Origin of the sequence: Mangrovitalea sediminis (assembly GCF_002514725.1) — a bacterium.
Lineage (GTDB): Bacteria > Pseudomonadota > Gammaproteobacteria > Pseudomonadales > Oleiphilaceae > Mangrovitalea > Mangrovitalea sediminis.
Genome location: NZ_NTLB01000003.1, coordinates 361,197 through 387,538, shown reverse-complemented (window position 1 = coordinate 387,538; position 26,342 = coordinate 361,197). Strand labels below are relative to the sequence as shown.

Annotated in this window: 23 protein-coding genes and 3 tRNA genes; 9 read left to right on the top strand and 17 right to left on the bottom strand. The window is 57.9% G+C overall.

The features are described from left to right. From cas5e to CLR77_RS08690, 8 genes are all read right to left on the bottom strand, one after another. A complete protein-coding gene (gene cas5e / locus CLR77_RS08725) occupies window positions 1–711 on the bottom strand; it encodes a type I-E CRISPR-associated protein Cas5/CasD (protein ID WP_097460234.1) in 711 nt (236 codons plus the stop codon). An 8-nt stretch (window positions 712–719) separates the two neighbouring features. After that, the gene (cas7e, locus tag CLR77_RS08720; protein WP_097460233.1) at window positions 720–1,748 is read right to left on the bottom strand and encodes a type I-E CRISPR-associated protein Cas7/Cse4/CasC; all 1,029 of its coding nucleotides are present in this window, start codon (window positions 1,746–1,748) and stop codon (window positions 720–722) included. 15 nt (window positions 1,749–1,763) lie between these two features. Further along, complete coding sequence (gene cas6e, locus CLR77_RS08715) at window positions 1,764–2,408, bottom strand: type I-E CRISPR-associated protein Cas6/Cse3/CasE (RefSeq protein WP_097460232.1); 645 nt, start codon at window positions 2,406–2,408, stop codon at window positions 1,764–1,766. Then, entirely contained in the window at window positions 2,405–2,953 is a 549-nt protein-coding gene (gene casB, locus CLR77_RS08710; RefSeq protein ID WP_198962717.1) for a type I-E CRISPR-associated protein Cse2/CasB, read from the bottom strand. The genes cas6e and casB overlap by 4 nt, the downstream gene beginning before the upstream one ends. A gap of 1 nt (window position 2,954) precedes the next feature. Continuing rightward, window positions 2,955–4,451 carry a type I-E CRISPR-associated protein Cse1/CasA gene (casA, locus tag CLR77_RS08705; protein WP_097460490.1) on the bottom strand — a complete coding sequence of 499 codons (1,497 nt, stop codon included), beginning with the start codon at window positions 4,449–4,451 and terminating at the stop codon, window positions 2,955–2,957. Between the two features lie 12 nt (window positions 4,452–4,463). Next, window positions 4,464–7,049 carry a CRISPR-associated helicase Cas3' gene (cas3, locus tag CLR77_RS08700; protein ID WP_097460231.1) on the bottom strand — a complete coding sequence of 862 codons (2,586 nt, stop codon included), beginning with the start codon at window positions 7,047–7,049 and terminating at the stop codon, window positions 4,464–4,466. Between the two features lie 99 nt (window positions 7,050–7,148). After that, window positions 7,149–8,105, bottom strand: a complete 957-nt coding sequence (locus tag CLR77_RS08695; RefSeq protein WP_097460230.1) for a helix-turn-helix transcriptional regulator — start codon at window positions 8,103–8,105, stop codon at window positions 7,149–7,151. 263 nt (window positions 8,106–8,368) lie between these two features. Beyond that, the gene (locus CLR77_RS08690; RefSeq protein ID WP_097460229.1) at window positions 8,369–8,596 is read right to left on the bottom strand and encodes a hypothetical protein; all 228 of its coding nucleotides are present in this window, start codon (window positions 8,594–8,596) and stop codon (window positions 8,369–8,371) included. 198 nt (window positions 8,597–8,794) lie between these two features. Between CLR77_RS08690 and CLR77_RS08685 the strand changes: the two genes are divergently transcribed. Then, window positions 8,795–9,475, top strand: a complete 681-nt coding sequence (locus CLR77_RS08685) for an SIMPL domain-containing protein (protein WP_097460228.1) — start codon at window positions 8,795–8,797, stop codon at window positions 9,473–9,475. 79 nt (window positions 9,476–9,554) lie between these two features. Here CLR77_RS08685 and trhA read toward each other — a convergent pair whose 3' ends face one another. Continuing rightward, window positions 9,555–10,232 (bottom strand): PAQR family membrane homeostasis protein TrhA, encoded by a 678-nt coding sequence (gene trhA, locus CLR77_RS08680; protein WP_097460227.1) that lies wholly within the window; start codon window positions 10,230–10,232, stop codon window positions 9,555–9,557. Between the two features lie 410 nt (window positions 10,233–10,642). On the opposite strand from trhA, the gene CLR77_RS08675 reads away from it, so the two are divergent. Both CLR77_RS08675 and CLR77_RS08670 read left to right on the top strand, forming a co-directional pair. Beyond that, window positions 10,643–11,959, top strand: a complete 1,317-nt coding sequence (locus CLR77_RS08675) for an acyl-CoA dehydrogenase family protein (protein WP_097460226.1) — start codon at window positions 10,643–10,645, stop codon at window positions 11,957–11,959. A 32-nt stretch (window positions 11,960–11,991) separates the two neighbouring features. Further along, complete coding sequence (locus CLR77_RS08670; RefSeq protein WP_097460225.1) at window positions 11,992–13,200, top strand: acyl-CoA dehydrogenase family protein; 1,209 nt, start codon at window positions 11,992–11,994, stop codon at window positions 13,198–13,200. Window positions 13,201–13,540: 340 nt separating this feature from the next. Here CLR77_RS08670 and CLR77_RS08665 read toward each other — a convergent pair whose 3' ends face one another. Further along, the gene (locus CLR77_RS08665) at window positions 13,541–13,939 is read right to left on the bottom strand and encodes a group III truncated hemoglobin (RefSeq protein WP_097460224.1); all 399 of its coding nucleotides are present in this window, start codon (window positions 13,937–13,939) and stop codon (window positions 13,541–13,543) included. 247 nt (window positions 13,940–14,186) lie between these two features. Between CLR77_RS08665 and CLR77_RS08660 the strand changes: the two genes are divergently transcribed. Next, the gene (locus CLR77_RS08660; RefSeq protein ID WP_097460223.1) at window positions 14,187–15,185 is read left to right on the top strand and encodes a hypothetical protein; all 999 of its coding nucleotides are present in this window, start codon (window positions 14,187–14,189) and stop codon (window positions 15,183–15,185) included. Window positions 15,186–15,300: 115 nt separating this feature from the next. Beyond that, window positions 15,301–16,776, top strand: a complete 1,476-nt coding sequence (locus CLR77_RS08655; RefSeq protein ID WP_097460222.1) for an amidase — start codon at window positions 15,301–15,303, stop codon at window positions 16,774–16,776. Window positions 16,777–16,991: 215 nt separating this feature from the next. Here the strand turns inward: CLR77_RS08655 and CLR77_RS08650 are convergent, their stop codons facing one another. Continuing rightward, a complete protein-coding gene (locus CLR77_RS08650; RefSeq protein WP_097460221.1) occupies window positions 16,992–18,317 on the bottom strand; it encodes an acetyl-CoA C-acetyltransferase in 1,326 nt (441 codons plus the stop codon). A gap of 237 nt (window positions 18,318–18,554) precedes the next feature. Between CLR77_RS08650 and CLR77_RS08645 the strand changes: the two genes are divergently transcribed. Beyond that, the gene (locus tag CLR77_RS08645) at window positions 18,555–19,976 is read left to right on the top strand and encodes a 3-oxoacyl-ACP reductase (protein WP_097460220.1); all 1,422 of its coding nucleotides are present in this window, start codon (window positions 18,555–18,557) and stop codon (window positions 19,974–19,976) included. A 204-nt stretch (window positions 19,977–20,180) separates the two neighbouring features. Here CLR77_RS08645 and CLR77_RS08640 read toward each other — a convergent pair. The 6 genes from CLR77_RS08640 to CLR77_RS08615 form a co-directional block, all read right to left on the bottom strand. Then, a tRNA-Val gene (locus CLR77_RS08640) sits at window positions 20,181–20,256 on the bottom strand. Between the two features lie 5 nt (window positions 20,257–20,261). Further along, a tRNA-Asp gene (locus CLR77_RS08635) sits at window positions 20,262–20,338 on the bottom strand. 40 nt (window positions 20,339–20,378) lie between these two features. Further along, a tRNA-Val gene (locus tag CLR77_RS08630) sits at window positions 20,379–20,454 on the bottom strand. A 150-nt stretch (window positions 20,455–20,604) separates the two neighbouring features. Beyond that, on the bottom strand, window positions 20,605–21,270 hold the full coding sequence (locus tag CLR77_RS08625) for a hypothetical protein (protein ID WP_097460219.1): 666 nt from the start codon (window positions 21,268–21,270) through the stop codon (window positions 20,605–20,607). Between the two features lie 172 nt (window positions 21,271–21,442). Beyond that, window positions 21,443–22,288, bottom strand: a complete 846-nt coding sequence (locus CLR77_RS08620) for a DUF2846 domain-containing protein (protein WP_097460218.1) — start codon at window positions 22,286–22,288, stop codon at window positions 21,443–21,445. A gap of 159 nt (window positions 22,289–22,447) precedes the next feature. Next, a complete protein-coding gene (locus CLR77_RS08615) occupies window positions 22,448–23,314 on the bottom strand; it encodes a coiled-coil domain-containing protein (RefSeq protein WP_097460217.1) in 867 nt (288 codons plus the stop codon). Between the two features lie 240 nt (window positions 23,315–23,554). Between CLR77_RS08615 and purE the strand changes: the two genes are divergently transcribed. From purE to sodB, 3 genes are all read left to right on the top strand, one after another. Then, window positions 23,555–24,046, top strand: coding sequence for a 5-(carboxyamino)imidazole ribonucleotide mutase (purE, locus tag CLR77_RS08610; RefSeq protein WP_097460216.1), 492 nt, complete (start codon window positions 23,555–23,557; stop codon window positions 24,044–24,046). 23 nt (window positions 24,047–24,069) lie between these two features. Then, window positions 24,070–25,197 carry a 5-(carboxyamino)imidazole ribonucleotide synthase gene (locus CLR77_RS08605; protein WP_097460215.1) on the top strand — a complete coding sequence of 376 codons (1,128 nt, stop codon included), beginning with the start codon at window positions 24,070–24,072 and terminating at the stop codon, window positions 25,195–25,197. A gap of 369 nt (window positions 25,198–25,566) precedes the next feature. Continuing rightward, window positions 25,567–26,148, top strand: coding sequence for a superoxide dismutase [Fe] (sodB, locus tag CLR77_RS08600; RefSeq protein ID WP_097460489.1), 582 nt, complete (start codon window positions 25,567–25,569; stop codon window positions 26,146–26,148). The last annotated feature ends 194 nt before the right edge of the window (window positions 26,149–26,342 follow it).

Here is a 26,342-nt window from a genome sequence, read left to right as displayed (position 1 = left end):
TTACTCCATTTTTTGTACAGTGACACGTCTGTCCCGGTATTTCTTATGCGCACCGAACTGCAGAGGGACGTCGTTCAGGGTAAGCACTTCGCCTTCATGCTCGCCCTGCCTTACCCGAAACGCGAGAGCCCTGTTCTTGTTTATCGCCAACTGCTCGGCAGCTCTCTCGGTCTTTTCAAGCGAGGGAAAAATCCCTTGGGCGATAAACTCCGTGGGCACACAGTTCTTCCGCCCCAGGTAGAGATCCCATACGGGACTGACCAGCGCTTCGGCCGCATCCTGAATCAACGAATCCGGTGCCTGAACAGCGACGGCAAACGCCATATCCTGAAGGTAATAGCGGTAAGTCATTTTGGCTCCCCCGCCCACCGCCTTTTTCCCCTCACTGGTTTTTGGAATCATCAGCGACATCCAAGGGTCCTGATCATCATAGCCACTGCCCACCATGTGGAAATCCCGCATGAGAGGCTGGCGAGCCATCGGTTTACCCTGTTTGTCTCTGGGAACATAGGCCAACACCTCCATGTCCTGGTCGGCCCATTCACTGAGCCACTCGGACTCTTCCCCCCCTGCGCCACGGGCACTGCACAATAGCCCCAGCACACCCGATTTGGTTGGAAAATCCAGGCTATCTCGCCGACCAAATTTGGAGTCGTGCCCCCAGGACTGCAAAGGGGCCTCCAGCCAAAGCAGCAAATACGGGTTACTCATGGACCACCTCAGTGCACATGGCTTTGCAGCGCGGAAACCAGGTCATCGATGCTGAAGTCGTCATTTTCGCCCCAGTCGTAGCTGGCGACCTTGCCAAACAAGGAGCCGGATAGTTTCTCTTTCTTATCCAAATAGCCTTTCAATGATTCGATACTCGACTGCAAATAGCCGCCCTCTTTGGCCTTGACGGCGGTTTCAAATGGGACTTGTAAACGTTGCCCTTTGCGCACCTGGACTCGGGCGAATTCCCAAGGGCTTGCACCGGACTGCGTAGCCTGTCGAGCTTGGGGCACCGCCACAAACAAGGCCTGAGTAAACGCGGCAATCGCCTTTTTTAGGTCATCTGCAGCCATGTTCTGCGCCAACTGCCCCAAATCCAAACTGACATAGCGATAGTAGGTTGCCGAATTGAATTCGAGACTGCCCATGTGGGCAGAGCCGGCTTCCACTGGGCGGTCATCAAGCGCGGTAAAGAATTCAACTTCATTGCTCACTCTATGGGTGGAGATGGCGTGAGCAAACGATGCCGCCGCCTCGACATTCATGTCGGCCGCTTTGGCGACCATACGTCCAAACAAGGCGATATCCAGAGCATCCACAGCGGGGTTAATCGCCTTTTTTGCAACTTTGGCGAGTTCCTTATCCTTCAACTTGGTTTCATCAAAAGCCTGATCTTTCGCATAGGCCGCAAAGGCTTTAGCCTCCGTATCGCTGATAAACAACAATGTGTCATCAATCAACTGGTCGGCGATTTTCTTGCCACAAGCCGTTGCGCTTGCCTCATCCGCCCCCGCCTCCAGGCAGGCTTTGGTGAATAGGGCTTCGGCATGCTTCGTACGCACGGCCAATTTCACACCAAAGTCCTGCATAGCCAGACGGACTTGGCGTTTCCAGCACTGCGAACTTACCCGAGCACGAGTTACACCGCCGACAATGGCAGTTTTCGGCGCGCCAACATCGTCACGGTTTAGGCAAGTGACCGGGAAGGATTGCAGGATATGGAACTCGACACGGGTATTCGTGAATGCATTGGTCATCACAAGTATCCTTATTCAGGCGAAAGGGTTATCGATGAGGGGAACAATCTGCAGCAGACCGCAGCCAAAGGCGCGCGCTCTGCCGATGCCCTGGCTAAAACTACGAGCAAATTGGGTACTATCAGAAATCTGTAGCTGACCCTGAATATGGGCCTGACAAAGGGTGACAGGGTGCTGGTGCTTATCGTTAAAACGCAGCACTTCGACCTTGTCCACCTGCAAATGTTCGGGCGAGACGCTGAAACCCCAGCTTTTGGATGCCCGCTCAGTAAACCATTCAGCAATCGCCTCACGCCCCTTCACCGGAATCAATTTACGACTGGCGCTGTCGCGGCGGGTGGGGTTGACGATGACCCTGAAACGATAATGCCGGTGACGCAAAAAATCGTCCGGGATAAGCTTGCTTTGAACTTGGCCGTACTGGCTTTCTATGCAGGCTGCGGGTTGTCGATCTGAAAGCATCAGAATCCGGCGGCCATGAAAGTCTCCCCCCTGATCGGCAAACAGGATGCCACTGCCCTGGCTGGCCCCCTTTTTAGCCTCATCCCGTATGTCGTCATACAGGCTGTAAACAACCCGGTGGAGAGAGTACGCATCGGTTATACGCAGTTCCTTAACCGCCTTGCGATCGAGACGCAGCACACTCGCAATCATGTTCATGAGCCACCTCCTTCTGCCATTGCCTCTGCCGGCTGGCCATAAAACTCCTGGGCCCACTGGGCCTTGATCCTGTTGCGCGCATCCTCAAAGGAAAAGCGTCTCAGTTGCTTCAACAACCGGACAAAATCCAGAGGCTGTCCCACTTTGCTGTCTATGAGGGAAAACAGCGAACGCAATATACGGCACGCTTCCGGTAGGTCGTTGCAGGCCAGCAGCCGCCGTAGCCTTGCCTTGGCCTGACTGCTTTCCCGGCCGTCTTCATAACAAGCGGCCACCGCACGACCCAACGTCAGTACACCGTTGCGATCACTCTTGGATTTAGCGATCGCTGCCGCAATGGTCACAAACGGCAAGCGCTGGTAGTCCTTTTCCAAATCAACGCCCAACGAAGCGAGCAATTCCCAGCTCTGATATTCGGTGGCGGGGTTATCCGCCCGCCGGAGCCGCGCTGCGAGCCCGTTATCCACTTGGCACCGCTGAATAACGCTGCTGACGAAACGCTCTTCCCACCTAGGTTGTGAACTAGCCTGTGTCTGCGCCATCATTTCAGGCCTCCTGCTTCAGGTATTTGCTGTTATTGGGTCGGCATTTGGCCCAGGCATCGAGCTGCCGTGCGGTTTCTTTGGGGCAGAACTGGTCGTAGATCTGTAAGACGTAGCCCGCAAACTGACGGCGCAGGTTCCGCCGTTCAATTCGCCCATGGTCGCTCTGATCGCAGTTATCGACGAGTTGCTGGAAATTACGTTCACAGCGCTGCCAAAATTGGTGACTGGCTTGTGCCGCAATGGTGCTTCCATCGACCTTTTGTTCTTTAAAAAAACCCATGACTCGCCCATACAGTCCCTTGGCCAGTCGATCCAGCTCGTCCATTTCTAGTTTGAGCTGAGCGAACCACGCTTCCCCCAACATGCCGGAATCCAACCAAACCGCTGACTCGACAAAATCATCACTTCCCGACACGTACTGTTCACCTGCATTACTGCTTACCCTTAGACCTCCGAACCAAAGCGCAAATTCGCGCGTAACTTCGCGAGCCCTGTCCAAGCCGAAACGAATCTGCCAACTTTGAAAGCCTTGAGAACCATCTTGCCCCAGGAACCCCAACAAAGCGGTTAGTTCCCGCCAAGGCCGTTTTTCCGGATCGACCCATAGCGCTTTCGGCTGCTTTCCAGCGAAGTTCACCGCGGTCGTTGGGTCTGTCATACCTTCTTTATATCCGTCATGGGCAATGCCTTCGGAATAGTGAATGCCCATGTCCGTCAGCAAGCAGAACCTGCATAAGGGAATCAACCTTCCCATCAATGAACGCTTCAGCGTCTGAGCGGTTGGACAATCCTCACCCTCGGGCATTTTTTCCCACGGCGGCACACCCACACCCGCGGGAAACATTTGCATTTGCTCAACCTGGTTTTTGGTCAAAAGATTGAGCCACAAACTCTCCAACAGGTTTTGTCCAACCAGAAAATTGTGCAGCAGTCCCATATAAGCGACAGAAGGACCGGGCTTGCTTGAGGATGGCCTTCCCTTCTCATTGCACTTGCCTTGGTAGCCTTCCGATAACACCACGCTGTTATCCGTTTTCTTCCCTGCCAACGCGAATCCCATCAGAGAAAGGAGCGTCAGCGCCTTCTCCGCCTCATCAAGTGGTCTCTGAACTTGAATTTGGCTCAGTACGGTCGTGTTACCGGTGGATATTTGCGGTAGCACAGCACCAAAATCCTGAACCTTGGCCGCTGCAATGGCTGGCATCTGCAAGAATGGCTGTTCCCCATACAAATAAAACCGGTCGCGCCAGCGTTCCAAATATTCAAGGCATCGCTCTGCGAGCCCTGCCGCACCAAGCGATTTCCAATCCTGCTCGTTCTCGGGCGTAGCCGCCGCTTGGGCGATCGCCAGCAGCAGCTTCATGAGTGCAATCTTCTGCACCGGATTGCCGCCCAGGCTGCGGTATTCAGGATGGACGAAAATATCCCTCAAGCTGACCAAACCATGGTCGGCAACGGGGATCCAGGGTTCATCCACCAAGTTGAAATGGTTTTCCATAAACATCGACCCTTAGTTCTTAATGACCCGATAGCCGAGGTCATTGCGATAATCCAACCCATATTTTTCGTGCAAGGGGGCACCCTCAACACCCTTGAGCCCCCCCGCTTCATCAACCAATGCCACCCGCAGAATTGATTCCTCTTGCGCCTGGTTGCCTAGGTAGAAACAGAGCTGCAACGCAAAATTCTCCAGGGTCCTAAGCGATAACTTCTGCGGTGCATCATGCACCCGCACGGTAACAACCTGGCGCATCAACGTGGCGCTTAACGCACGCCACTCTTTGCGACCCAGCATGTTTCTTTGCCAAGGCAACGAACACTGCTTCCCATTCATGAGCGTCAGCAGAGTCCGCTTCTCGCTGGGGATCCGAGTCATCTGTCTTAACAACAGCACCTCGCAAGTTTCGGATTCGCTATAGCGAGTCTGTGCTTTGCTTTCCGGCAGCGTATTTCCGACGTCTGCCAGGGTGACCCTGGCGAGCTGCCGCATCGCATTCCGGCCAGTACGCCAACGCGTGCCGTTATCCAGATCCGCCAGCCAACGGGCCATCTGACCCTGTTCTTCACGAGCGATATAGGTTTGTTCGATCAGTGGACGAATGTCCTTCGGAAGAGTCAGTGCGCTTAGGGGCTGCCACACTTCCAGGCTTCGACATAACACGTAGGCGCTGTAGACGAAGGCGCTGGAACCAAAGGCCTTCTCAGGAGACACAATGGCCTGTCTCAACGAAGGGACCAGTAGCCATGCTTCGCAAACGGCGGAATCCTTCCTGGGTGTTTTGTCGTGACGCCATAAGCGGCCCAAGCGCTGAAAAAGCATATCGGTTGGAGCGAAGCGGCTAACCATAAAGTCCGCATCAATATCCAGTGACTGCTCCAACACCTGAGTGCCGACCAGAATACGCCCCTGATTCTGTCGCTTGCTCCAACCGCCTTTACCAAACAGGCTCACCCACTGATTCTCAATAGACTGCCGATCATCCGGGATGAATCGCGAGTGCAAAAGACCGCAAGCGACCCCCATCTCTGCCGCCCTCGCGGCCAAATCAAGGTAACGCTGCTGCGCCTCTGTAACGGTATTTTCTAGCCACAATACCTGTTGACCGGTTTCGGCTCTCTCCAGTGCTTCTTGAAGCGCGCGCGGTTCGTCATCCAATAGACGGATAGAAACTTGCCTGCTGGCATCCACTGGCACTGGCAGTTCACTGGCCGCCTCTGACGCTGGCAGTGCAGTAATCAGCGGGTAGCTGTCACAACAAAGTTTACAAGCCAGAAGCTGCTGGCGGCGCTCTCGGCTGAGCGTCGCGCTGAGTATGATGACCGTACAGTGCAGTGCCCGCAGGAGTTCGACCAACGCATCCAGTAACGTCCCTGTGAAGGCATCATAGGAATGAACTTCGTCGAGAATCACAACCTTCCCTGCCAGTCCAAATGCGCGAACAAATCCGTGCTTTACATTCATTGCCGCCATCAACGCCTGATCAATAGTGCCCACGGCAAAAGGCGCCAAGAGACCTCGCTTGGCATGGTTGAACCATGCGCCGCCAGGGCGCCCCTCTTCCCCCATATCCGTATCCAGCAACCAGGCATTTCCATGCAACAACAACGAACGATGGGAACAGTCCTCAGCCAAAACCTCGCAGAGAAACGCATTGAAGCGGTCGAAAATCTTGTTCGATGTCAGTTGCGTCGGCAGGGCGAAGTAAATTCCCGTGGCACGGCATTGTTCCAGCATGCGATAGGCGGCATATAAGGCAGCTTCGGTTTTTCCCAGCCCCATCGGGGCCTCCAGCACATAAACACCGGGGAGGGTTACCTGATCGATTAACTGCTGCTGGACGTCATTGGGTGGAAATGGAAAAACCTGATCAAAGCTCAGGCCCTGGCGGTACGTAGGTGGTATAAGCCCTGCTGCATCGACTGAGCGGCCTATATTCTCTTGCCAGGGTGATTCGGGGTCTTCAAAAAACTCCCCGGAACCAATCCAGTCGGCGACGGAGGTCAATCCTGCCACGAGGCGTGCTTGCGGCATCGATTTCAAGATAGGCCAGTCAGCGTCCAATCGTGATTTCAGTTCAGAAACGAGAGACGCTCTTTCTCGCTGCCATCCCGGCCCACCAAAGACCTCGTCTCCGGCTCGTCTACCTTGAACAGGGGGAGCGAATCCATGGTGTTGCCCCAGAATCTCCGGCACAAACTCCGGCGCGCCAATCGCTTTCGCCGTGACTTGACTGACTCCCGCATGACCGCCCCACGCTGATTCAAGCGACGGATTTACGTTAGGCAAGGGTTCAAAGCTGGCCGCTCCGGGCTTACATGCCTGCCGGATCTTTTCAGCGAAACAGGGACTGACCTTGCCGATATCATGCGCCCCCGCAGCCATAGCCGCTCCCGGGGGGAAAAGCTCACGCCCAATTTCTGAGGGATAGCGAGCAATGATTTCCTTGGCAACCTCGCCCACGATTTGACAGTGATTAAGCACTGAACGCCCTTGGACAATATCGCCGTTGGGCCTCAGATAGGTTTTTGCCGGACAGGTACCAAAAGGAATGACCTTCGGATCAACGTCATTTGACCTGTTTGAACGTCTCAACATCAAGGCAACTCCATCCGTAAAAGAGGCATTCCGCTAATAACGCAGCCAAACAACTTAGCTTGTTCTACCACACCCACTGTCCGCCAAATCAGGACACCCCTACTCGAATTTCCCAAGCGCCAACTGCAGTCGTTCCTTGATCTTCTGTTTCAGTTCAACCGGCCCCATCACCTCCACAAACGGACAATGCCGCAAAATCTCCATTTCCAGCTCAGTGCTCTCGTTGTAGGGGATATTCAACAGATAGGTGTCTCCATCCCACTCGCCCCGCTGATCCGGATGCCAATGCTCATCGGCAACCCAGCGGGCGTTCGGCTGAAGGAAGCGTAGCTGGGCGACGTTTTGGGCGGCGCCGGCGAAGATGCCGAACCCGGACTGAATGATGTGGTCGAGTTCAGAGTCCGGCCTGTCTATACAGGGCGTGTCCAACACCCGAAACCTCAGCCGCTCGGTAGCGAACAGCCGCATCGCCTGTTTCAGTTCGCACCAGGCGAGGAGGTACCAGTTGTCGCGATATTGGAGGAGCCTCTGTGGGTGGAGGCGGCGCTCCTGGAGGGAGTCGGATGCACGTCCATGGTATTCCGCATCAATAGTAAGTCGTTGCAACAACGCTCCGCATAGCCGCTGGAAATCCTGATTGTCGACCTGGCGCGTGTGGACAGCTTTTGTCCGAATACGACGATTGACTTCGGTGCTGTCATGGCCGCTCTTATCGAGCAGGGATTGCACGCGCTGTCGTAGCGGCCCGATCATATCGGACAAAAGTCCGGGCTGGATGCCATCCAACCACTGTTCCGTGATCAGCAAAGCCTGCAACTCATCCGCATTAAGCCAAAACCCAGGCAACTCAAAGCGAGTCTGTTCCGGATCATAGAAATAACCGCCACTTTCCCGGCTATAGATGATCGGTGCTCCCAGGAAATCGCGCAGGTAGGCGAAATCGTCCATGACGGTGGTTCGACTAACCCCCACCGTCTCCTGCAGGCGTTTCATCGAAATCGGGCGACCCGAACTGAGCTGCTGATGGATTTTGTAAAAGCGTTCGGTACGGTTCATGAACTCACTGAATCCTTGTGAGGCGATTGAGGTGTCCGTTCTGCCGGATCAGGTGGTGTTGGCGAAAAGATCACTTCGGTGACATGGAGCCTGAAATAACACAACCAGCCATCATTAAAGACATATCTGACGAAATTGGAAAGTGAGTCAGGTCAAAGTCTGCTTTCACAGGGGTATTTTCATGACCGGCGCGAAAATTGCCGCGTGACATTAGGAAGGTTCGCTTAATGCTTCGAACAGCCGCCGCAGCACCTAACATGGCATCAAACTTTCGGCCCGCGCTCTATTGCCCCCGGCGGCAGATACTTCTGCAGCAATAGCTTGATCAGCTGGATTTCCGGCGAGTCGGTTTTGTGCGTGGAGAGGTGTTGATCGACAAAGCGTTGCAGGCCCGCTCGGGTTTTAATAAAGCGGGGGTCGATGCCGGTGAGCCTGAAAAGCACCTTGCGCTCTCGTGGCGTCAGCCGAATCTGTTCGCCATGGATCAGCATCTATCCTCGTCTCCCTGTGAGGTTGAACCGGCGGAGTTCCCTGTCCTGACGGGAAAGCGACTTGCTGCTGAGACGTCATTCCCGATTGGCAGAGAAGCTTGCGGGATGCACAGGATTCCTTGTGGCCTCATCGGTATGATTGCAGATGATCGGCAGTTCCGCCAATGCCAGGTGTATAGACAAAGGAGAAAGTGAGTAATGAATGCACACGGAAAGCGTTGGGCCCTGATCGGTTGTTTGGCATTATCTCCCGCTGTCTGGGCAGGCACCGTAAGCCTGACTGGGGAAGGCTCCGTGAAATACGCGCCGGACAGCGTTCACCTGTCCTTCACCGCCAGTGCGGAAGCCGCAACGGTATCGGCAGCGCAGGCTGAAACCTCCCGGGAAATCCAGACCTGGGAAGCCCAGATCAAACCGGAGCGCCAAAAGCTCAGCGACTATTCAACGGCACAGTTGGGGGTTTACACCCGTCGCCAGACCGACGACCAGGGACACGACACGGGCAAGACCATAGTGGTGGCAACACAAACGGTCACCTTTACCCTACACGATCTCAAGCTCCTCGATACGCTCTTGGGTGCGGCGAACACCGCTGGATTCCGCTACCAGCTGACGCCGGCCGATTTCTTCGCGGCCGATGCATCCGGCCTGCAGAAGCGGGCACTGGCCGCCGCGATCAAGGATGCGCAGGAGCAATGCAAGTTCATCGCCCACCAGTTGGGCCGTCAATGCGGCTCCGTCGACACACTGGACGTCAATAACCAGGGGCCCAGGCCGCTCATGATGAAGATGTCTGCCATCAGCAATGCCCAACCATCCGTCACGGTTGGCGAGCAGAGCCTGAAGGTCAACGTGAGAGCGACCTTCAAACTGCGTTAATGCGCCCCTGCCACCTTATGCCGGGAGATCATCGGCAAGAGGACGACTTCCGGGACCCTCGCGGCCCCGGAAGATCGTTTTAACTGACCTGCCCGTTCAGCACGCCATAGTAAATGGCAAAGAAATGGCACACGCTGCCGCCGATCACGAACAGGTGCCAGATGGCGTGATTATAGGGAATGCGCCGAACCAGATAGAAAATCACCCCCACGGTGTAGGTGATACCGCCGGCCACGACCAGGTCCAGGCCGGTGCCGTTGAGATGTGCCGCCAGTTCCGATGACGCAAAGACAACCATCCACCCCATCAGCAGATAGATGATGACCTGTAGTGCCTTGAAGCGGTGACCGAAAACCAGCTTCAACGCAATACCGGCAATCGCCAGTCCCCACACCACGCCAAACAACGTCCAGCCCAGCGACCCTCGCAGGTTCACCAGCAGAAAGGGTGTGTAGGTCCCGGCAATCAGAAGAAATATCGCACAGTGATCAAGCATCTTAAAACCACGCTTGAGCCTGGGATTCCGCACCGCATGGTAGAGCGTGGAGGCCAGGAACAGCGTGATCAGGCTTGCGCCGTAAATGCTGAAACTGACGATTTTCCAGGCGTCTGCCGCCATGGAGGCAAAGACGATCAACACCACCATGCCCGCGATGCTCAAACCCGCACCGACACCATGTGTCAGACTATTCAACCATTCCTCAAGAACCGTATAGCTTGGGGCTACCCCTTGCGGGGCCTCTTCCTGATGTGTCACGGAAATACCATCTCCTACAGAAACGCAACAACCTCGGATGTCAAAACCCGGCTTCCGACAACCGTTGAACTCACGCCGACGCTCCGGGCCGGCAAGATAGGGCTTCCCAGCGCCCTAACTTATAACATCGTACACCGACAGCACGCGGGGATCATGACAGGAATCAACTCCATCAGATTCCTTTTAACTTTCAGTACATAGGTTGGGGACACCGGCGCGACTTTCCAAGCGTCCGAGTGGTTCTTCACGCCTGGGACCCGCGATTTGACCCAGTTGCCTGACACCGCTGTCCCCGTTGCCAATGGCATTGCGCGCGCCTTTTCACACCATGGATTCAATGCCGCACCGGGCAATAACGCTACCACCATAAGATCGATCGGCGCGGCCCTATCAGAGAGGAGCAACAGCCCATGGCCCGTGACCCCATCGGCCTGGCCCTGGCCACCATCAATCGCCTGGCCGGCGCCCCCTGGCTCGACCGTTTTGGACTGCGCAAACGCGCCGAACGGCTTGCCTTTCAAGGTACCCGTGCAGGTTTCCATGCCCTGGCGGCCTCCAGCAAGGGTTTCAAGCGCGCCCGCCAGTTGCTGCCCACCCAGCGATTACCCGGGCCATCCCGCCAGGACCTTTTCGACCTGTCACTGAGCGACGAACAACAGATGATCGTCGATAGCCTGCAGCGACTGGCACAGGAGGCCATCCGGCCTGCCGCCGCCATCGCGGACGAAGCCGGGAAACTCACTCCGGACCTGGAAGCCGCTATCAACGAGCTAGGCCTGATCCACTATGCCGTGCCGGCGGCTTTCGGCGGCACGGCCGAACATCAGTCGCCGGTTACCAGTGTGTTGATCGGCGAACAACTGGCCTGGGGCGACATGGGGATCGCACTCGCAGCCCTGTCGACATTGAGTGTGGCACAGGCTCTCACCCGCTGGGGCTCGGGCCATCAGCAATCCCGCTATCTGCCGGAGTTCTGCGAGTCGGACGCTGAAGCGCCGGTCGCAACCATTGCGGTGGACGAACCGCATCCGCTGTTCGACCCCTATCACCTGCATACCCGTGCCCACCGGACAGAACACGGCTTCGTTCTCAACGGCCTCAAAAGCAGCGTGGTCAGGGCCAGCGAAGCCCGGCTGCTGCTGGTCTCCGCCGATCTCGAAAACGAGGGACCACGCCTGTTCCTGGTCGAGCCGGGGGCTGCCGGTCTGGCCTGCAAGCCCGATCCGGCCATGGGCGTAAGAGCCGCCAGTACAGAACAAGTGGCCCTCAGCGACGTTGCGCTGCCTGAAGGCGCCCTTCTGGGCGAAAACGACGACTTCGATTATCGCGAATTCCTCGACCGTTCCTCGCTGATGCGTTGCGCGTTGGCCATCGGCTGCGCGCAAGCCGTTCTGGACTATGTCATCCCCTACTGCAACGAACGTGAAGCCTTTGGTGAACCGATTTCCCATCGGCAATCGGTGGCATTCATGATCAGCAACATCGCTATCGAACTCGACGCCATGCGCTTACTGACATGGCGCGCCGCCAGCCGCGCGGAACAAGGACTGCCCTTCAGCCGGGAAACGGCCCTGGCCCGCCTCTTCTGCAATGAAAAGGCGATGGAGATCGGCAGCCAGGGCGTCCAGCTCCTTGGGGGGCATGGATTCGTCAAGGAACACCCGGTCGAACGCTGGTACCGCGATTTGCGCTCCATCGCCGTTCTCAACGGCGGCCTACAGGCTTAGGGCCTTGGTCGCCAGTCCAGGAGACAACCACCATGCAACTGGAAATTCCCGCACGTTTCAAGGCATTGGTCAATCAGGCTCACCAAGTCGCCGAACAGGTGTTCCGTCCCATATCCCGCAAGTACGACAGGGCCGAACACGACTATCCCAAAGAGCTGGATATGCTGGCCTCCATCATGGACGGGATGAATGCCGGCGTGGGAGACGAAGGTGCTGGCGCCGGACGATTAGCCCGCGCAAAGGGTAACAGCGGCGATGGCATCCGCAACGGCGTCAACATGCGAACCGTCCTAGGATTGACCGAGCTGTGCTGGGGCGATGTCGGGCTGGCGCTGTCCATCCCCCGCCAGGGGCTCGGCAACTCGGCTATCGCGGCGGTGGCGAACGACGAACAGCTCCGGCGTTTCGGCGACACCTGGGCCGCGATGGCCATTACCGAGCCCGGTGCCGGTTCCGATTCTGCGGCCATCCGAACCACCGCCAGACGTGATGGCGACGACTACATCATCAACGGCGAAAAAATCTATGTCACTGCCGGTGAGCGGGCGAATGCCGTGGTGGTCTGGGCAACGCTCGATCGCCAACAGGGCCGCGCGGCCATCAAGTCATTTGTGGTCACCAAGGGCACACCGGGCATGACGGTGGAGCGCCTGGAAAAGAAGTTAGGCATCAGAGCCTCCGACACGGCCGCTATCCGCTTCGACAACTGCCGCGTGCCGAAGGAAAACCTGCTGGGCGATCCGGAAATCAGCGTCGACAAGGGTTTCGCCGGCGCCATGCAGACCTTCGACAATACCCGACCGGTGGTTGCCGCCATGGCCGTCGGGGTCGCGCGGGCCGCCCTGGAGCGGACCCGCCGCCTACTGGAGCTGGCCGGACTGAATCAGGAATATGTTCAGCAGTCCTGGCTGCAGCCCGCCGCCGCCCGCGAGCTGAACATGATGGAAGCGGAGCTGGAAGCCGCCCGTCTGCTCACGATCCGTGCCGCCTGGATGGCGGACAACGGCCTGCCTAACTCCAAGGAAGCCTCCATGGCCAAGGCCAAGGCGGGTCGTGTCGCCAACCAAATCACACTGCGATGCGTCGAACTGTGCGGAAACCTCGGTTATGCCGAAACCGAATTGCTCGAAAAGTGGGCCCGGGATTCCAAAATCCTCGATATCTTCGAGGGGACGCAGCAGATTCAGCTCCTGATCATCGCCCGACGCTTGCTCAACAAGACGTCGGCCCAGTTGAAATAGGCGTGTTTCGTCGCCTTGACTGGACAGCCCCTCAGCCAACGGCGGCGATGCCAATGCGGTGTGATGGTGTAGGCGGGAAAATGGTGACAGGTTCGGCCCAAGGGTGAACCGCTGGCGTGTGGGAACTCCGGACGTCAGGCCTTTCCGTGATCCTTGTTTTTCTGCCCAGGCCTGTGGTGCTGGGCTTTTTTATGGATCGTCGCGGATTAGCGTGAAAAGCCGATGGAGCAAGCGCTAACCTCCAGGTATGACAAAGGGGTATCGGGGCAGCGACTTCTTTTTGAAATCAAAGCCGCTTTTCCCGGTAAAGTGCGATGAACCTTTTTTATGGCTGCCGGACTTACCCCCAGTCCCGGTTACGTTCCGCCAGCCAGTACGAGAGGTTGCGCAACACTGCGCATGCGATCTTGCGGGCCTTGTCCGTGTAGGGGCCCTCGAAGTGCACATCCAGAGTCTGCTCGAAGTGGCGCTGCCAAAGGTGGAAGTGTTCGTCGCTGAGCGCCAACTGGTCGTCGACGGCCTCATGTTGGCGAATCATATTGCGGCCATAGGTAGCATGCCCGAGCAACATCTTGCACCAGTAGGCTTCAATGCGAGGCAAATGCTCGGCAAGATGAACACCGGCCACCTCCATAAAGACAGGGCGCATCACCGGATCATCCAGCAAGCGGGCATAGAAAATCTGCACCATGCGGTGGATAGCTGCCGGATTATCGAGGTCCGGCATTTGCGTTTCCATGGTCGACCTCCTTCCACCGCATCCCTTGTTCAGTCAGCGCGTCCCGTGAGGACAGGCTTGTACCCAATAGCGGCAACGCTCCGTCGTGTCCCCGGTCGTCACCATGCGGTAGCGGGCGTTCTGCAAGTTTCCAGATTCCCCCCATATCTGTCCACCCAGCCACGGTGTCATATTCGCATTAGGGTGAGGTCTTTCTATACGCTATGGTTATGAAGCCATTCCATCACGGCAACGTAGGGAGCGATTCGTGCTGACCATCAACCGGGAAAAACTCTTCTCGAGCCACGAGGCCTTCTGGTTTCTGATCGACTTCCTGATGTTGGCCCTGCTTCTGGTCAACATGGCCTGGATTATCTTCGATACGATTTACGGCCTGGCGCTGGTGCAGGAACTCGCCCAGCGGGAAATTCCCGCCTTCGCCGCCTTCTACGCACCGATCCACAAGCATTTCATCCTCTACGACATCATGTTCGTGACGGTCTTTTTGATCGAATTCGGCGTCCGCTGGATCCGTGCCATGGTGAACAAGACGTACTACCGCTGGTACTTTTACCCGTTTATCCACTGGTACGACCTGGTCGGCTGTATTCCCTCCGGCACCTACCGGTTTCTGCGTATCCTGCGGATTGCCTCCATCATCTACCGGCTGGACCAATATGAGATCATCGATTTCAAACGGACTCGCCTCTATCGTTTCCTGAATTTCTATTACGAAGCCTTTATGGAGGAACTGTCCGACCGCATCGTGATCAAGATCCTGTCCGGCGCCCAGGAGGAAATCCGCCACGGCTCCACTTTGATCACCCGTATCCGCAACGATGTCCTGCTCCCTCGGCGAGACCAGATCCAGGACTGGCTGTCGCGACGTCTTGCGGAAACCGTGCAGAACGGTTACATCCCCCATCGCGCCACCTTGCGCCGCTATCTGGAAGGCTGTGTCGACGAGGCTCTCCAACAGAACCAGGAGATTCGCCGCATCCGCCAGATTCCGATGCTCGGACAGACGGTTTCCAGCGCACTGGATGCGGCCGTCGGCGATATCGTGTCCCACGTGATCCACCAGATTCTCGACGACCTGGCCACCCCTCAGAATCATCCCTTCGTCGAGGATCTGGTCGCTGGCCTGATCTACGAAAGCGAAGCTGAGGAAGAAGATGCCAATCACCAGTTGATCCGGGTAGTCAATGAGATACTCGATCTGGTCAAGGCGCAGATGCGCATCAAGCGCTGGAGGGCGTCGCTGTAGCAATGAAAGGGAAGCCAATCGTCCCTGTAGATTGCCTCACAGCAATTAAAGCAAGTGATTTACAGGATGCCGCGGTTGGGATTTAATGCCAAATTCACTCTGATGAGGATTCCGCATGACCGATCTGGCCTTCATGCCCACCCGAGCACTGGCGGAGAAGATCCGCGCTGGCGAGATATCCAGCACCGACGCCGTCAATGCCTATCTTGAAAGGATTCAACGGCTGAATGGCCCGATCAATGCTGTCGTTGCCCTCGACGAAACCGCTGCACGGGAACGGGCGCGGGTGGCAGATGAAAAACGGGCGAACGGGGAACCCTGCGGCCCGCTCCACGGCGTACCGTTGACCCTCAAGGACACCTGGGAAGTCGTCGGCATGCCGACCACCGCCGGCGCGCCCGCACTCGCCCAGCACCGGCCGGAGAAACATGCGGATATCGCCCAAAAGCTGGTGGACGCCGGCGCCATTATTATCGGCAAGACCAACGTGCCGCTATACGCATCCGATCTGCAGTCCTATAACAAGGTATACGGTGTCACACGGAATCCGCGTGACCTGGAGCGAACGCCAGGCGGTTCCTCTGGCGGAGCGGCGGCGGCCGTGGCCGCTGGCCTGACCAGTTTCGAAGTCGGCAGCGACGTCGGTGGCTCTATCCGAACCCCGACGCACTTCAACGGTGTCTTTGGCCACAAGCCCACGCGGGACCTCGTTTCCATGCGCGGCCATATTCCCGGCCCCCCCGGTCTCGTCCTCCAGCCGGATCTGGTCGAAGCCGGTCCAATCGCCCGCACCGCAGACGACCTGTCCTTTATTCTGGGGATTATCGCCGGCCCCAGGACCGCCGACGCCCGCGCCTGGAAGCTGGACCTGACACCGGCCCGCCTCGATTCACTGAAAGACCTCAAGGTCGCCGTCTGGTTCGAGGACCCGGCCTGCCCCATCGACAACCCCCTGCAACAGGGCTATCAGGCCCTGAGCGATGCGCTGGCGCGGGAAGGCGCACGGGTGCAGGAAGCCCGGCATGAGCTGTTGCGACTCGAGCAGATCCTGCCAACCTACTTCAACCTGCTGGGCAGCCTGATGGGTACCGGGCTCACCCCCGCCCAGCGCCGCCAGATGGCCTGGATTGCACGCCTCGAAAAATGGCTGCGACTGTTTATTCAGATGACGCTCGGCATCGGCCAGTACGGGCGCGGCGTCAATCAGCGCTTCCACGAGTGGGTCGTACATCATGAAACGCGGGAGCAGATGCGCGCCCAAATCGAAACGCTGTTTGCCGAAGTGGACGTGCTGCTGACCCCCATCACACCGACCGTCGCCATCCACCACGATCACAGCATGCCCATCTTCAATCGCAAGATCAGCGTCAACGGCGAAAAGCGCTCCTATATGGACCAGTTCTGCTGGATCGGCCTCGCCACCCTGCTCGGCCTGCCTGCCACCACGGCCCCGGTGGGCAAGGATGAGAACGGTCTGCCGTTCGGCGTGCAGATTATAGGCGCACCCGGTATGGATCTGACGACGATCCGGGTGGCGCAGTTGCTGGAAGAGGCGGGGCTTAGCGGGTTTGAGCGGCCGGAGGGGTTTTGAGAGTTTAGAGGCCCCCCCTCTCCCCAACCCCTCTCCCGCCAGGGGCGAGGGGCTTCCCGGGGTGGCGCGCTACTCCGAGTCGGGCGTCTGACCCCGTCACCTGTTTTTTTGCTCCCCTCTCCCTGGCGGGAGAGGGGCCGGGGGAGAGGGGGAAAACTCCCCGAACAAAGCCCGAAGACAGTCACAGCCCACCAATACAGCCTTCGCCGCCAACATCACCGCTCCAGGATCGCCGTCACCCCCTGCCCACCGGCCGCACAGATGGAAATCAGGCCGCGCCCACTGCCTTTCTGCTCCAGCAATTTGGCCAGCGTTGCCAGGATTCGACCGCCCGTGGCGGCGAACGGGTGCCCGGTAGCGAGACTGCTGCCTTTAACATTGAGTTTGCTGCGATCGATGCTCCCCAGCGGTTTCGACAACCCCAACCGTTCGCGGCAGTAAGTCTCGTCCTCCCACGCCTTCAGGGTCGACAGGACCTGCGCGGCAAAGGCTTCGTGGATTTCATAGAAATCGAAGTCCTGCAGCGTGAGGCCTGCCCGCTCCAGCATACGAGGCACAGCGTAAGCCGGCGCCATCAGCAGCCCTTCGCCCTTGTCGACGAAGTCCACGGCCGCGGTTTCGCAAAAGGTCAGGTAGGCACGAACCGGCAGACCGCGCTCCTGGGCCCAGGCCTCGCTCGCCAATAACACGGCGGAAGCCCCATCGGTCAACGCGGTGCTGTTGGCCGCCGTCATGGTGCCCTTCTCCCGGTCAAAAACGGGCTTCAGGCTGGCCAGTTTTTCCAGACTGGAATCCGGCCGCAGGATATTGTCCTTATTCAGCCCGGCAAGCGGCGTAATGAGATCGTCGAAGAAGCCTTCGTCATAAGCGGCTGCAAGCTTCTGGTGGCTTTCCAGTGCCAGTTGATCCTGCGCCTCGCGGGGTATCTTCCACTCGTGCGCCGTCAGTTGGCAATGCTCGCCCATGGACAACCCGGTACGCGGCTCCCGGTTCTCCGGAATCAGCGGCATCAGGTGGTTCGGACGAAAACGTCCGATGATCTTCAGGCGCTCGCCCACTGTCTTGGCACGATTAAGGTCCAGCAGGATTTCGCGCAGCCCTTCCCCGATCCCGATAGGTGCATCGGAAGTGGTATCGGTCCCGCCGGCAATGCCGCAGTCGATCTGGCCGAGAGCAATCTTGTTCGCCACCAGGATAGCCGCTTCGAGCCCGGTGCCGCAGGCTTGCTGCACGTCGTACGCCGGCGTTTCCGGGGCAAGGCCGCTGCTTAGCACCGTCTCACGGGTCAGGTTGAAATCCCGCGAGTGCTTGATGACCGCTCCGGCAACGACCTCTCCCAACCGCTCGCCCTGAAGATGGTAGCGGTCGATCAGGCCGCGGACGGCGACGGTGAGCATGTCCTGGTTACTGAGTTTGCTGTATGCGGTATTGGAACGCGCAAAGGGAATCCGGTTGCCGCCGATCACGGCGACGCGACGAATTCCTGTGGAGTTGACCTGGTCGGCGTTTTTCGCCCGACGTTGATTGCCACCCTGAGCCATAAGCGTATCCTGTTGCTATTGCAGCGATTACTGTGGATTGCGACATCGAGGTCGCGATACCTGGCAGTCTAACGCGCAGGCCCGTAGCCTCATTGGCTCCGTTGACGAGAGGCCCCTCGCATTTAGTCAATCCAAATCGCAAGCGAATCCCTAATATGAAGCGCATCCACATCCGGAAGCGTTGTTCGCATGACATCGCCACGACGATAACAGCCTTGTACGTTAAAGGAAGCTAACATGTCCGATCTTTACCTCAAGTTCGTCAACACGCCTATCGGGAAATCGGTGGTGCAATCGCTGAGCCTGCCGTCTCCGGTTAACCTGGAACGCTGGCAACGGGCCGATCAGCCCTTTGTCGAAGGACACGTACTGTTGGGCGCAGGCCCTGAACCCAAGGCCATGAAGGTACTGGCGGACCTGATCAGCAATAGCGCTGCCACGCTGTACTATCCGGACCATGTCGAATCCCTGAGAGCCTCCGCCGATCTTGCGCAAAGCCACAAGGCGAACAGCCTGGAAATGGATAACATCGGCGAGCAACGTCGTTTCAAGGCGCTGGTCTTCGACGCCAGCGGCCTGACCGATACGACCCAACTGCGCTGCGTCTACGACTTCTTCCATCCGACGATCCGCAACATCGGCCGCTGCGGCCGCATCGTGGTGATCGGCACCGACCCGGCCGATTGCACCACGGCAGCGCAAGCGGCTACGCAGAAGGCCCTGGAGGGTTTTGTCCGCAGCGTCGGCAAGGAAATCGGCAAGAAAGGCGCCACAGCGCAACTGATCTGGATGGCGCCGGGTGCAGAAACCCAACTGGAGTCAACCGTACGCTTTTTCCTGTCGCCCAAAGCCGCCTTCGTCTCGGGTCAGGTCGTGCGGATCAGCAAGAGGGACGGCAAAGGCAGAACGGCGACCAACAACATCGCACCGTTAACCGGCAAGGTGGCGCTGGTCACAGGCGCCTCAAGGGGCATTGGAGAGTCCGTGGCGCGTGTACTGGCCCGGGACGGCGCAACGGTCGTCTGCCTGGATGTCCCGGCGGCCATGGCGGCACTCGAAGGCGTCGCCAACAGCATCAACGGCAAGGCGCTGGCGGCGGATATCACTGAACCGAACGGTCCGAAGGCCATCGCCGACTACCTCGAAGAACATTTCAAGGGCGTCGACCTGGTCGTTCACAATGCGGGCATTACCCGCGACAAAACCCTCGGCCGCATGCCCGATCATTTCTGGGACCTGACCATTGCGGTCAACCTTACCGCCGAGGAACTGATCAACGACGAGCTGATGAAACGCAAACTGCTGCGCTCGAACGGCCGCATCGTCTGCGTATCCTCCATCAGCGGTATTGCCGGTAATTTTGGCCAGACCAACTACGCGACCTCCAAGTGCGGCGTTATCGGCTATGTCGAAGCCATGGCCAAGCAGCTCAAGGACGGGATCACGATCAACGCTGTGGCACCGGGCTTTATTGAAACCCAGATGACTGCGGCCATGCCGATCACGATCCGGGAAGCCGGTCGTCGCATGAATAGCCTGTCACAGGGAGGATTACCGGTGGATGTGGCGGAAACCATCGCCTACTACTGCAACCCGTTGTCCGGTGGCGTCAACGGCAACATCATCCGCGTCTGCGGCCAGAGCCTGATCGGTAAGTAAGTCGCTGGCGCATTGTACTCAGGAGCAACCGGCATCCCGGTGCGACACCGATAGTGGTATCGCACGGGGTGCATGCCCCGACAGGCACCCCCATCCCAAGACCGGTCAGTACGCTTATCCTGCCATAGGGAAATGACAGGCATGACGGTGCCTGGGCAGATGTTTCACCCATTGTCACCAGCACGTCATAAAGGGAAATCAAAATGGTGGGTGGTGCAGGGTTCGAACCTGCGACCCTCGCCTTGTAAGGGCGATGCTCTCCCAGCTGAGCTAACCACCCGAAGATGGCGGAGCGGACGGGACTCGAACCCGCGACCCCCGGCGTGACAGGCCGGTATTCTAACCAGCTGAACTACCGCTCCGAGTTGATCGGCGAAAATTGCCAATCGCACTTGGTGTTGATGGTGGGTGGTGCAGGGTTCGAACCTGCGACCCTCGCCTTGTAAGGGCGATGCTCTCCCAGCTGAGCTAACCACCCATGCTGTCCAAGTGAGTTGCGCATTTTAAGCATTTGATCTGCACTGTCAAATGTTTTTTCCGGCAGTATGACAACGCGCACGCCACGCTACCGGTTCGATACTCTGACGCTTTGAGCCTCCCGCCGTCAAGCCGACTTCACCCAATCTCCCTATGTGTTGTCTGCAGGCTTACGAGGTGCCTTGGGCGCTTTTTTGCGAGGGGGCACTGCCGTCCCCTTCGCTGCGGACCCGGAACCCTTGCTGCCTGCCTGACGCCCGCTACGGGGCCGGGATGGGGCCTTGGCCGCGCCTTCAGGGCCTTTCGCCGCAGCAGACGTCTTTGCGGCGGCTTTCTTCGGCTTAGAGGCTGCGCCTTTTGCCGTTTTGGCAGAACTCGCCCGGGTGGCTGCCGGCTTAGCACGAGCAGTCTTTGTCGACGGCTTCGCTTCGGCGGCGACAACCGCTTTCGCAGGTACGTCAGGTTTCGACGCCTCAGCCCCCACAGCACCTTTCACCAAACGCAGCCCCTGCCCGGCCTTTCGCGCCTTTTCGTTCAATGCCATCCGGTCCACTTTAGCCTTGCGGTCCAACGGGACGGCCTTGTCGGCCAGCGAACGATTCAGTTCGTCCAGATGCTGCCGCAAGCCCTCGATACGGGCATCCACAGCGTCCCGTACACTTGGGCCCAGCGTTTCACTCAATCGAGCCAGATCATCCAAACGATCACCGCTTAGCTCCAACGCTCGCGCGTAGGCATCGATATAGCGCGCACGAAGCCGATCAACGAACACCTTGGCCCTGTCGACCTGGCCGCTGACGGTCTCTTTCAAAGACATGAACGTAGTCCTCCACTCCCTTTTATCGATTCGAAAGGCGTCCAGAACCTGCCGATTACTTGCGATAGTTATCTCTATTATTGGGACGCAGGCACATCCGAAAAAGGAATCTGCCTGATGCACTGGCGCTCCTGCACCAGGACGCAAAATTCAGGCCTCCGGATACAACGCCTTAAAACGGCCACCAACCAAAGAAACCCGATGACGGCTTCTTCTGCGATTCAATCCAGGCGTCATGCGCTTTTTCCAGGGCATCAAGCTTTTGCTGCGCCGCAGGCTCCCGGGTAGGGCCGCCGCCAAAAGGCCAGTACCATGGAGCCGGATGCCAGAAACCCTGCTCCTTCATCTGTTCAAGCTCCTTCTTGAGTTCCTTTTTCAGTCGCGCCTTCTCATGCTCGTAATCGTAATCACGATTGTGCGCCACGATGGAGCGCGCTGCATCATTGGAAGCCAGGCTGTCGCTGGTGAGGAAATGAGTCTTGACGATTTCGGTCATCGCATAATCCCGCGTGACGAGCTGTAGCGAACCGGTCGCCAGCGGCGAGCTCTGATCCAAATCCGGATTGGTTTGCTTTGGAGGACTGACCTCGGAATAACGGAAGTAGTAGATGTGGCCGGCCTTCACATTGACTTTGGCGTCAACGATCTTGTCCAGATTGAAACTCCCCAGGCCCTCGAAGCCCATAAGCGGGCGGCGCATGACAACATGGCGCTCGCCGGGATACACCTCGATCCAGGTATAGCTGTCATCGCGCAGATTGAAGTAATGCTTGCCGTCGATATAGACGCTGGGGGATTCCAGTTCGTCCGCCGCCCATTCGGAATGGGGGCGGTAAAAGTAGAACAGCGCGTCGGCGGAACTGTCCCAGGATGTATTGGGGATATGTACGAAGTTTTCGCCAGCGACCGGGTCCAGATAGGCGCCGGTACTTTGCCCCATGGACTGATAAAGCGTACAGCCACCCAGGGAGAGAAGTGCCAACACAAACACCAGCCGGTGCAGGAGTCTTCCAATCATCGCCGCCTTTCTCTATCCGGTTATCGGTGGGCGCATATTAACAGCTTTGGTTTTCGGGATTTGAGAGATACCGCAAGCCCCGGATACAAAATGTTACACGCCTGTTGGAAGCCGCATCAAACCGGCATTCCTACAGAAAGGCCGTCCCGGCACCTCAGGTCACTTCTTGCCCGACTGGCTCGCAAGTGCATCCACCCGTTTGTTCAACTGGATCAATCGCGCGTTCAGCTGAGCCCGGGAGGCATCAATGGCTGAAACCGTATCCTGCAGGTTCTTCAGTTTTTTCGTCATTGCCTGCAGTGCCTTGTCGGACGAAGCGCCCGCCACTTCCTGGTCCAGTTTGTTCAGCCGTGCCTGTACCTCCTGATCAGCCAGAACCCGCTCCTGCTGACGCTGGTCGATCTGTTTCTTGAGATCCGCCTGCGTCTGGGAGAATTGCTGACTGGTACTATCCAGCTTCTGTTGCACCTGCTGCAGTGCCGCTGCCGCCGAAATACCCGACTTTTTCAGGTCTGCGACCGACGTGTTCAGGTCGCCGATGTGGTTCGACAGATCCTGCAACTGTTGGTCCAGTGCATCCAACTGGCGGCTGATGCGACGGATAGACTCCGCATTCAGCGTAATATCCTTGTGTTGGCGGTCGGCGGTCTTATCCAGTTTTTGTATGGCAGTACCGTGGCTTTGCAGGGTTTTGGATACACTACTGCCGCTTTGCTGCAGTTCCTGACCGGTTTCTGTCAACTTCCCTTCAAAGCGGGCCAACGCCAGTTTGCTTTGGCGCAGCGTATCCTGAGTTTCCGCCAGTTGGCTGTTCAGGGTTTTAAGCTCGTCCTGGCCCCACCAGTAAAAGCCGCCCCCCAACAGTAGCAACGCCAACACCAGCAACCAGGGGATCAATCCGCCATGCGAAGACCCGGAACGCACGCTGGCCGGCGCCGCGGGTTTGGCAGCCTCCGTGCGCAAGGGAGCCGCGCTACGGGGACGATGAGCATGCAGATCGTCTTTATCCGGTCGAATCGTTTCCATGTACACCCTCAGAGAAACCTGTTTTACACCTGCGGACCCAATTACCACCCTCTGACAGCCTTCCCCCCTTGGGGTTCGACGCCCGGAGCGGCATAGTCGCAACATCTATAAGCTGTCGCGGCATAATACCTGCTGGCTACAGAACCTGCACAGGCATTTGCATGCCCTGGCGACTGCCAATACAATGTGCGGCTTTCAAATTGTTCATCTTTTCACCAGCCATCGTACGAGACCAAATCAATGCAGGCACTTGTTGGCCTTATCATGGGTTCCAAGTCGGACTGGCCGACCATGGAGCATGCAGCAACGATGCTGGAGCGGCTTAACGTTCCCTACGAAACCCGTGTGGTATCGGCACACCGAACACCCGATCTGCTGTTCGATTATGCCAAGTCAGCCGAAGCCCGGGGCTTGCAAGTGATCATCGCAGGCGCTGGCGGCGCGGCGCACCTGCCTGGCATGGTGGCGTCACAAACCTCATTGCCGGTGCTCGGGGTTCCCGTCCAGTCCAAAACGTTGAACGGTCTCGACTCCCTGCTTTCTATTGTCCAGATGCCGGGCGGCGTACCCGTCGGTACCCTGGCAATCGGCCGCGCTGGTGCAACCAATGCAGGCCTTTTGGCCGCAGAGATCGTCGCCCTGTCGAATCCGGCTGTACGCACCGCGGTACAGGCGTTCCGGGCAGAACAAACCCAGAGCGTGCTGGATAACCCTGACCCGGCCGCTCCCTAAGCCAACGTCCTCTCGAGGTGACCATGCGAATAGGCATTCTCGGTGCTGGGCAACTCGGCCGTATGCTGGCGCTGTCCGGCTACCCGCTCGGCAACCAATTCGTCAGCTATGACATTTCCGGCAGCCCCGGCGCCGTTATCGGCGACCTGATGGCCGATCCCGCCCAGGAAAAACTAGACGAATTTTTGAGTCAGGTCGATGTTGTGACCTATGAATTCGAGAACCTGCCGGCGGATATGGTTGCCGCCATTGCCGAGCGCAGGCCCCTTTACCCAGGCGTAACGTCGCTGCAGGTCTGCCAGAACCGTGAGTCCGAGAAACGGCTTTTCGGACAACTGGGCATCCCCACTGCCCGCTGGCGCGTTGCCGACAGTGTCGAGAGCCTGGAGGCGGCCGCCCGCGAATTGGGCTGCCCCGTAGTGGCCAAGTCGATTACGGAAGGCTATGACGGCAAGGGACAGGCATTGCTGCGAGCACCGGAAGACGCCGCAGACGCCTGGGAACGCATTGGGCACCATCGCCTGATTGTCGAATCCTTCGTCCAGTTTGCCCGCGAACTCTCCGTCATCGCCGTCCGCGGACAGGATGACGAAATCGCTGTCTATCCCATGGCCGAAAACGTCCATGTCGACGGGATTCTGCGCTACTCAATAGCACCCGCCCCGAGCCTGTCATCAACGATTCAGGTCGAAGCTGAAACCTATATTCGCGCCCTGCTGAAAGAAATGGATCACGTCGGCGTCCTGGCGCTGGAACTGTTCGAAACAGACGACGGCCTGCTGGCCAACGAGATGGCACCAAGGGTACACAATTCCGGCCATTGGACTCAGGACGGCGCCAATACCAGCCAGTTCGAGAACCATATTCGCGCGATCACCGGCATGCCCCTCGGCGATGTCAGCGCCCGCGGGCTCACCTGCATGGTGAACATTATCGGCCGGCATGGCGAAGCGAAGGATCTGCTGCGACTGCCCTATACCCACCTGCACCTCTACGACAAATCGGAACGGGCAGGACGCAAGCTGGGCCACGTCAACGTCCAGGCCGACAGCTACCGGGAACTCGTCTGGCGCGCGATGAATGTTGCCAGTTACCTACCCGGCACTCCGGAACTGTCCTGCTCTCTGCTGGCATCGTCAGACCAGCTATAACACCGAGCACTTATCGGAGCGTTACCGGGCCTGAACTGCAGGCCCGGTAACGCCCTTGAAATCCGCCTGGTCGCCCCAAACTGTCCTTCTTACCAACGATGAATAGCCCTGCAGAGTCGCCCGGCGAGGCCATTCCGGCGGTAAAGCAGCGCCATAGCCTACCCTGCAGGGGAATGCTATTATCGACGCACCTTATTGATGGGTCGAGATTTCGGCCCAGACAATCGCTTCAAACAGGCGCCAGGGACAATCAATCCTCACGACGACCGGAGCAACTTCCTGCAAGCCAGCCTTTACCGGCAGCTCATCATGGAACGGTCATCGAACGGCGCTTCCATTCCGACAGCAGAACAAAGGGAGAGTAATCTCATGGCATTTGAACTTCCTCCGTTGCCCTACGAGAAAAATGCACTGGAACCGCACATCTCCGCCGAGACCCTCGAATACCATCATGGCAAGCACCATAACGCCTACGTGGTGAAGCTGAACGCGCTGACCGAAGGCACCGACGACGCCAGCAAGTCGCTCGAAGAAATCATTCGCAGCTCTAGCGGCGGCCTCTTCAACCAGGCGGCACAAGTTTGGAACCATACTTTCTACTGGCACTGCATGAGCCCTAACGGCGGCGGCGAGCCGACCGGCGCGGCGGCTGAAGCGATCAAGCAGGCCTTCGGTTCCTTCGATGCATTCAAGAAGGAATTCAGCGAGAAGGCTGCAGGTAACTTCGGTTCCGGCTGGACCTGGCTGGTCAAGAAGCCTGATGGCTCCGTTGCCATCGTCAGCACCAGCAATGCAGAAACCCCGCTGACGACACAAGACAAGCCGATCCTGACCATCGATGTCTGGGAACACGCTTACTATATCGACTACCGGAATGCCCGCCCGAACTACATCGAAGCATTCTGGAAACTGGTGAACTGGGATTTCGTCAACGAGAATCTGGCGGGCTAACGCCCTCGAGTCTTGACGACCTGCCCCGAAGTGGTCCGCCTGAAGCGGGCAGACTTCATGACAAAAAACCCCGGCTTGGCCGGGGTTTTTTGTTTATTAAGGCATCGAACATCAGGCGAAATGACAAAGCCCCGGTGCATTTTGCACCGGCAATTGCAATAATCGGACAGGCAAATGTCACCCCCGGACCACAG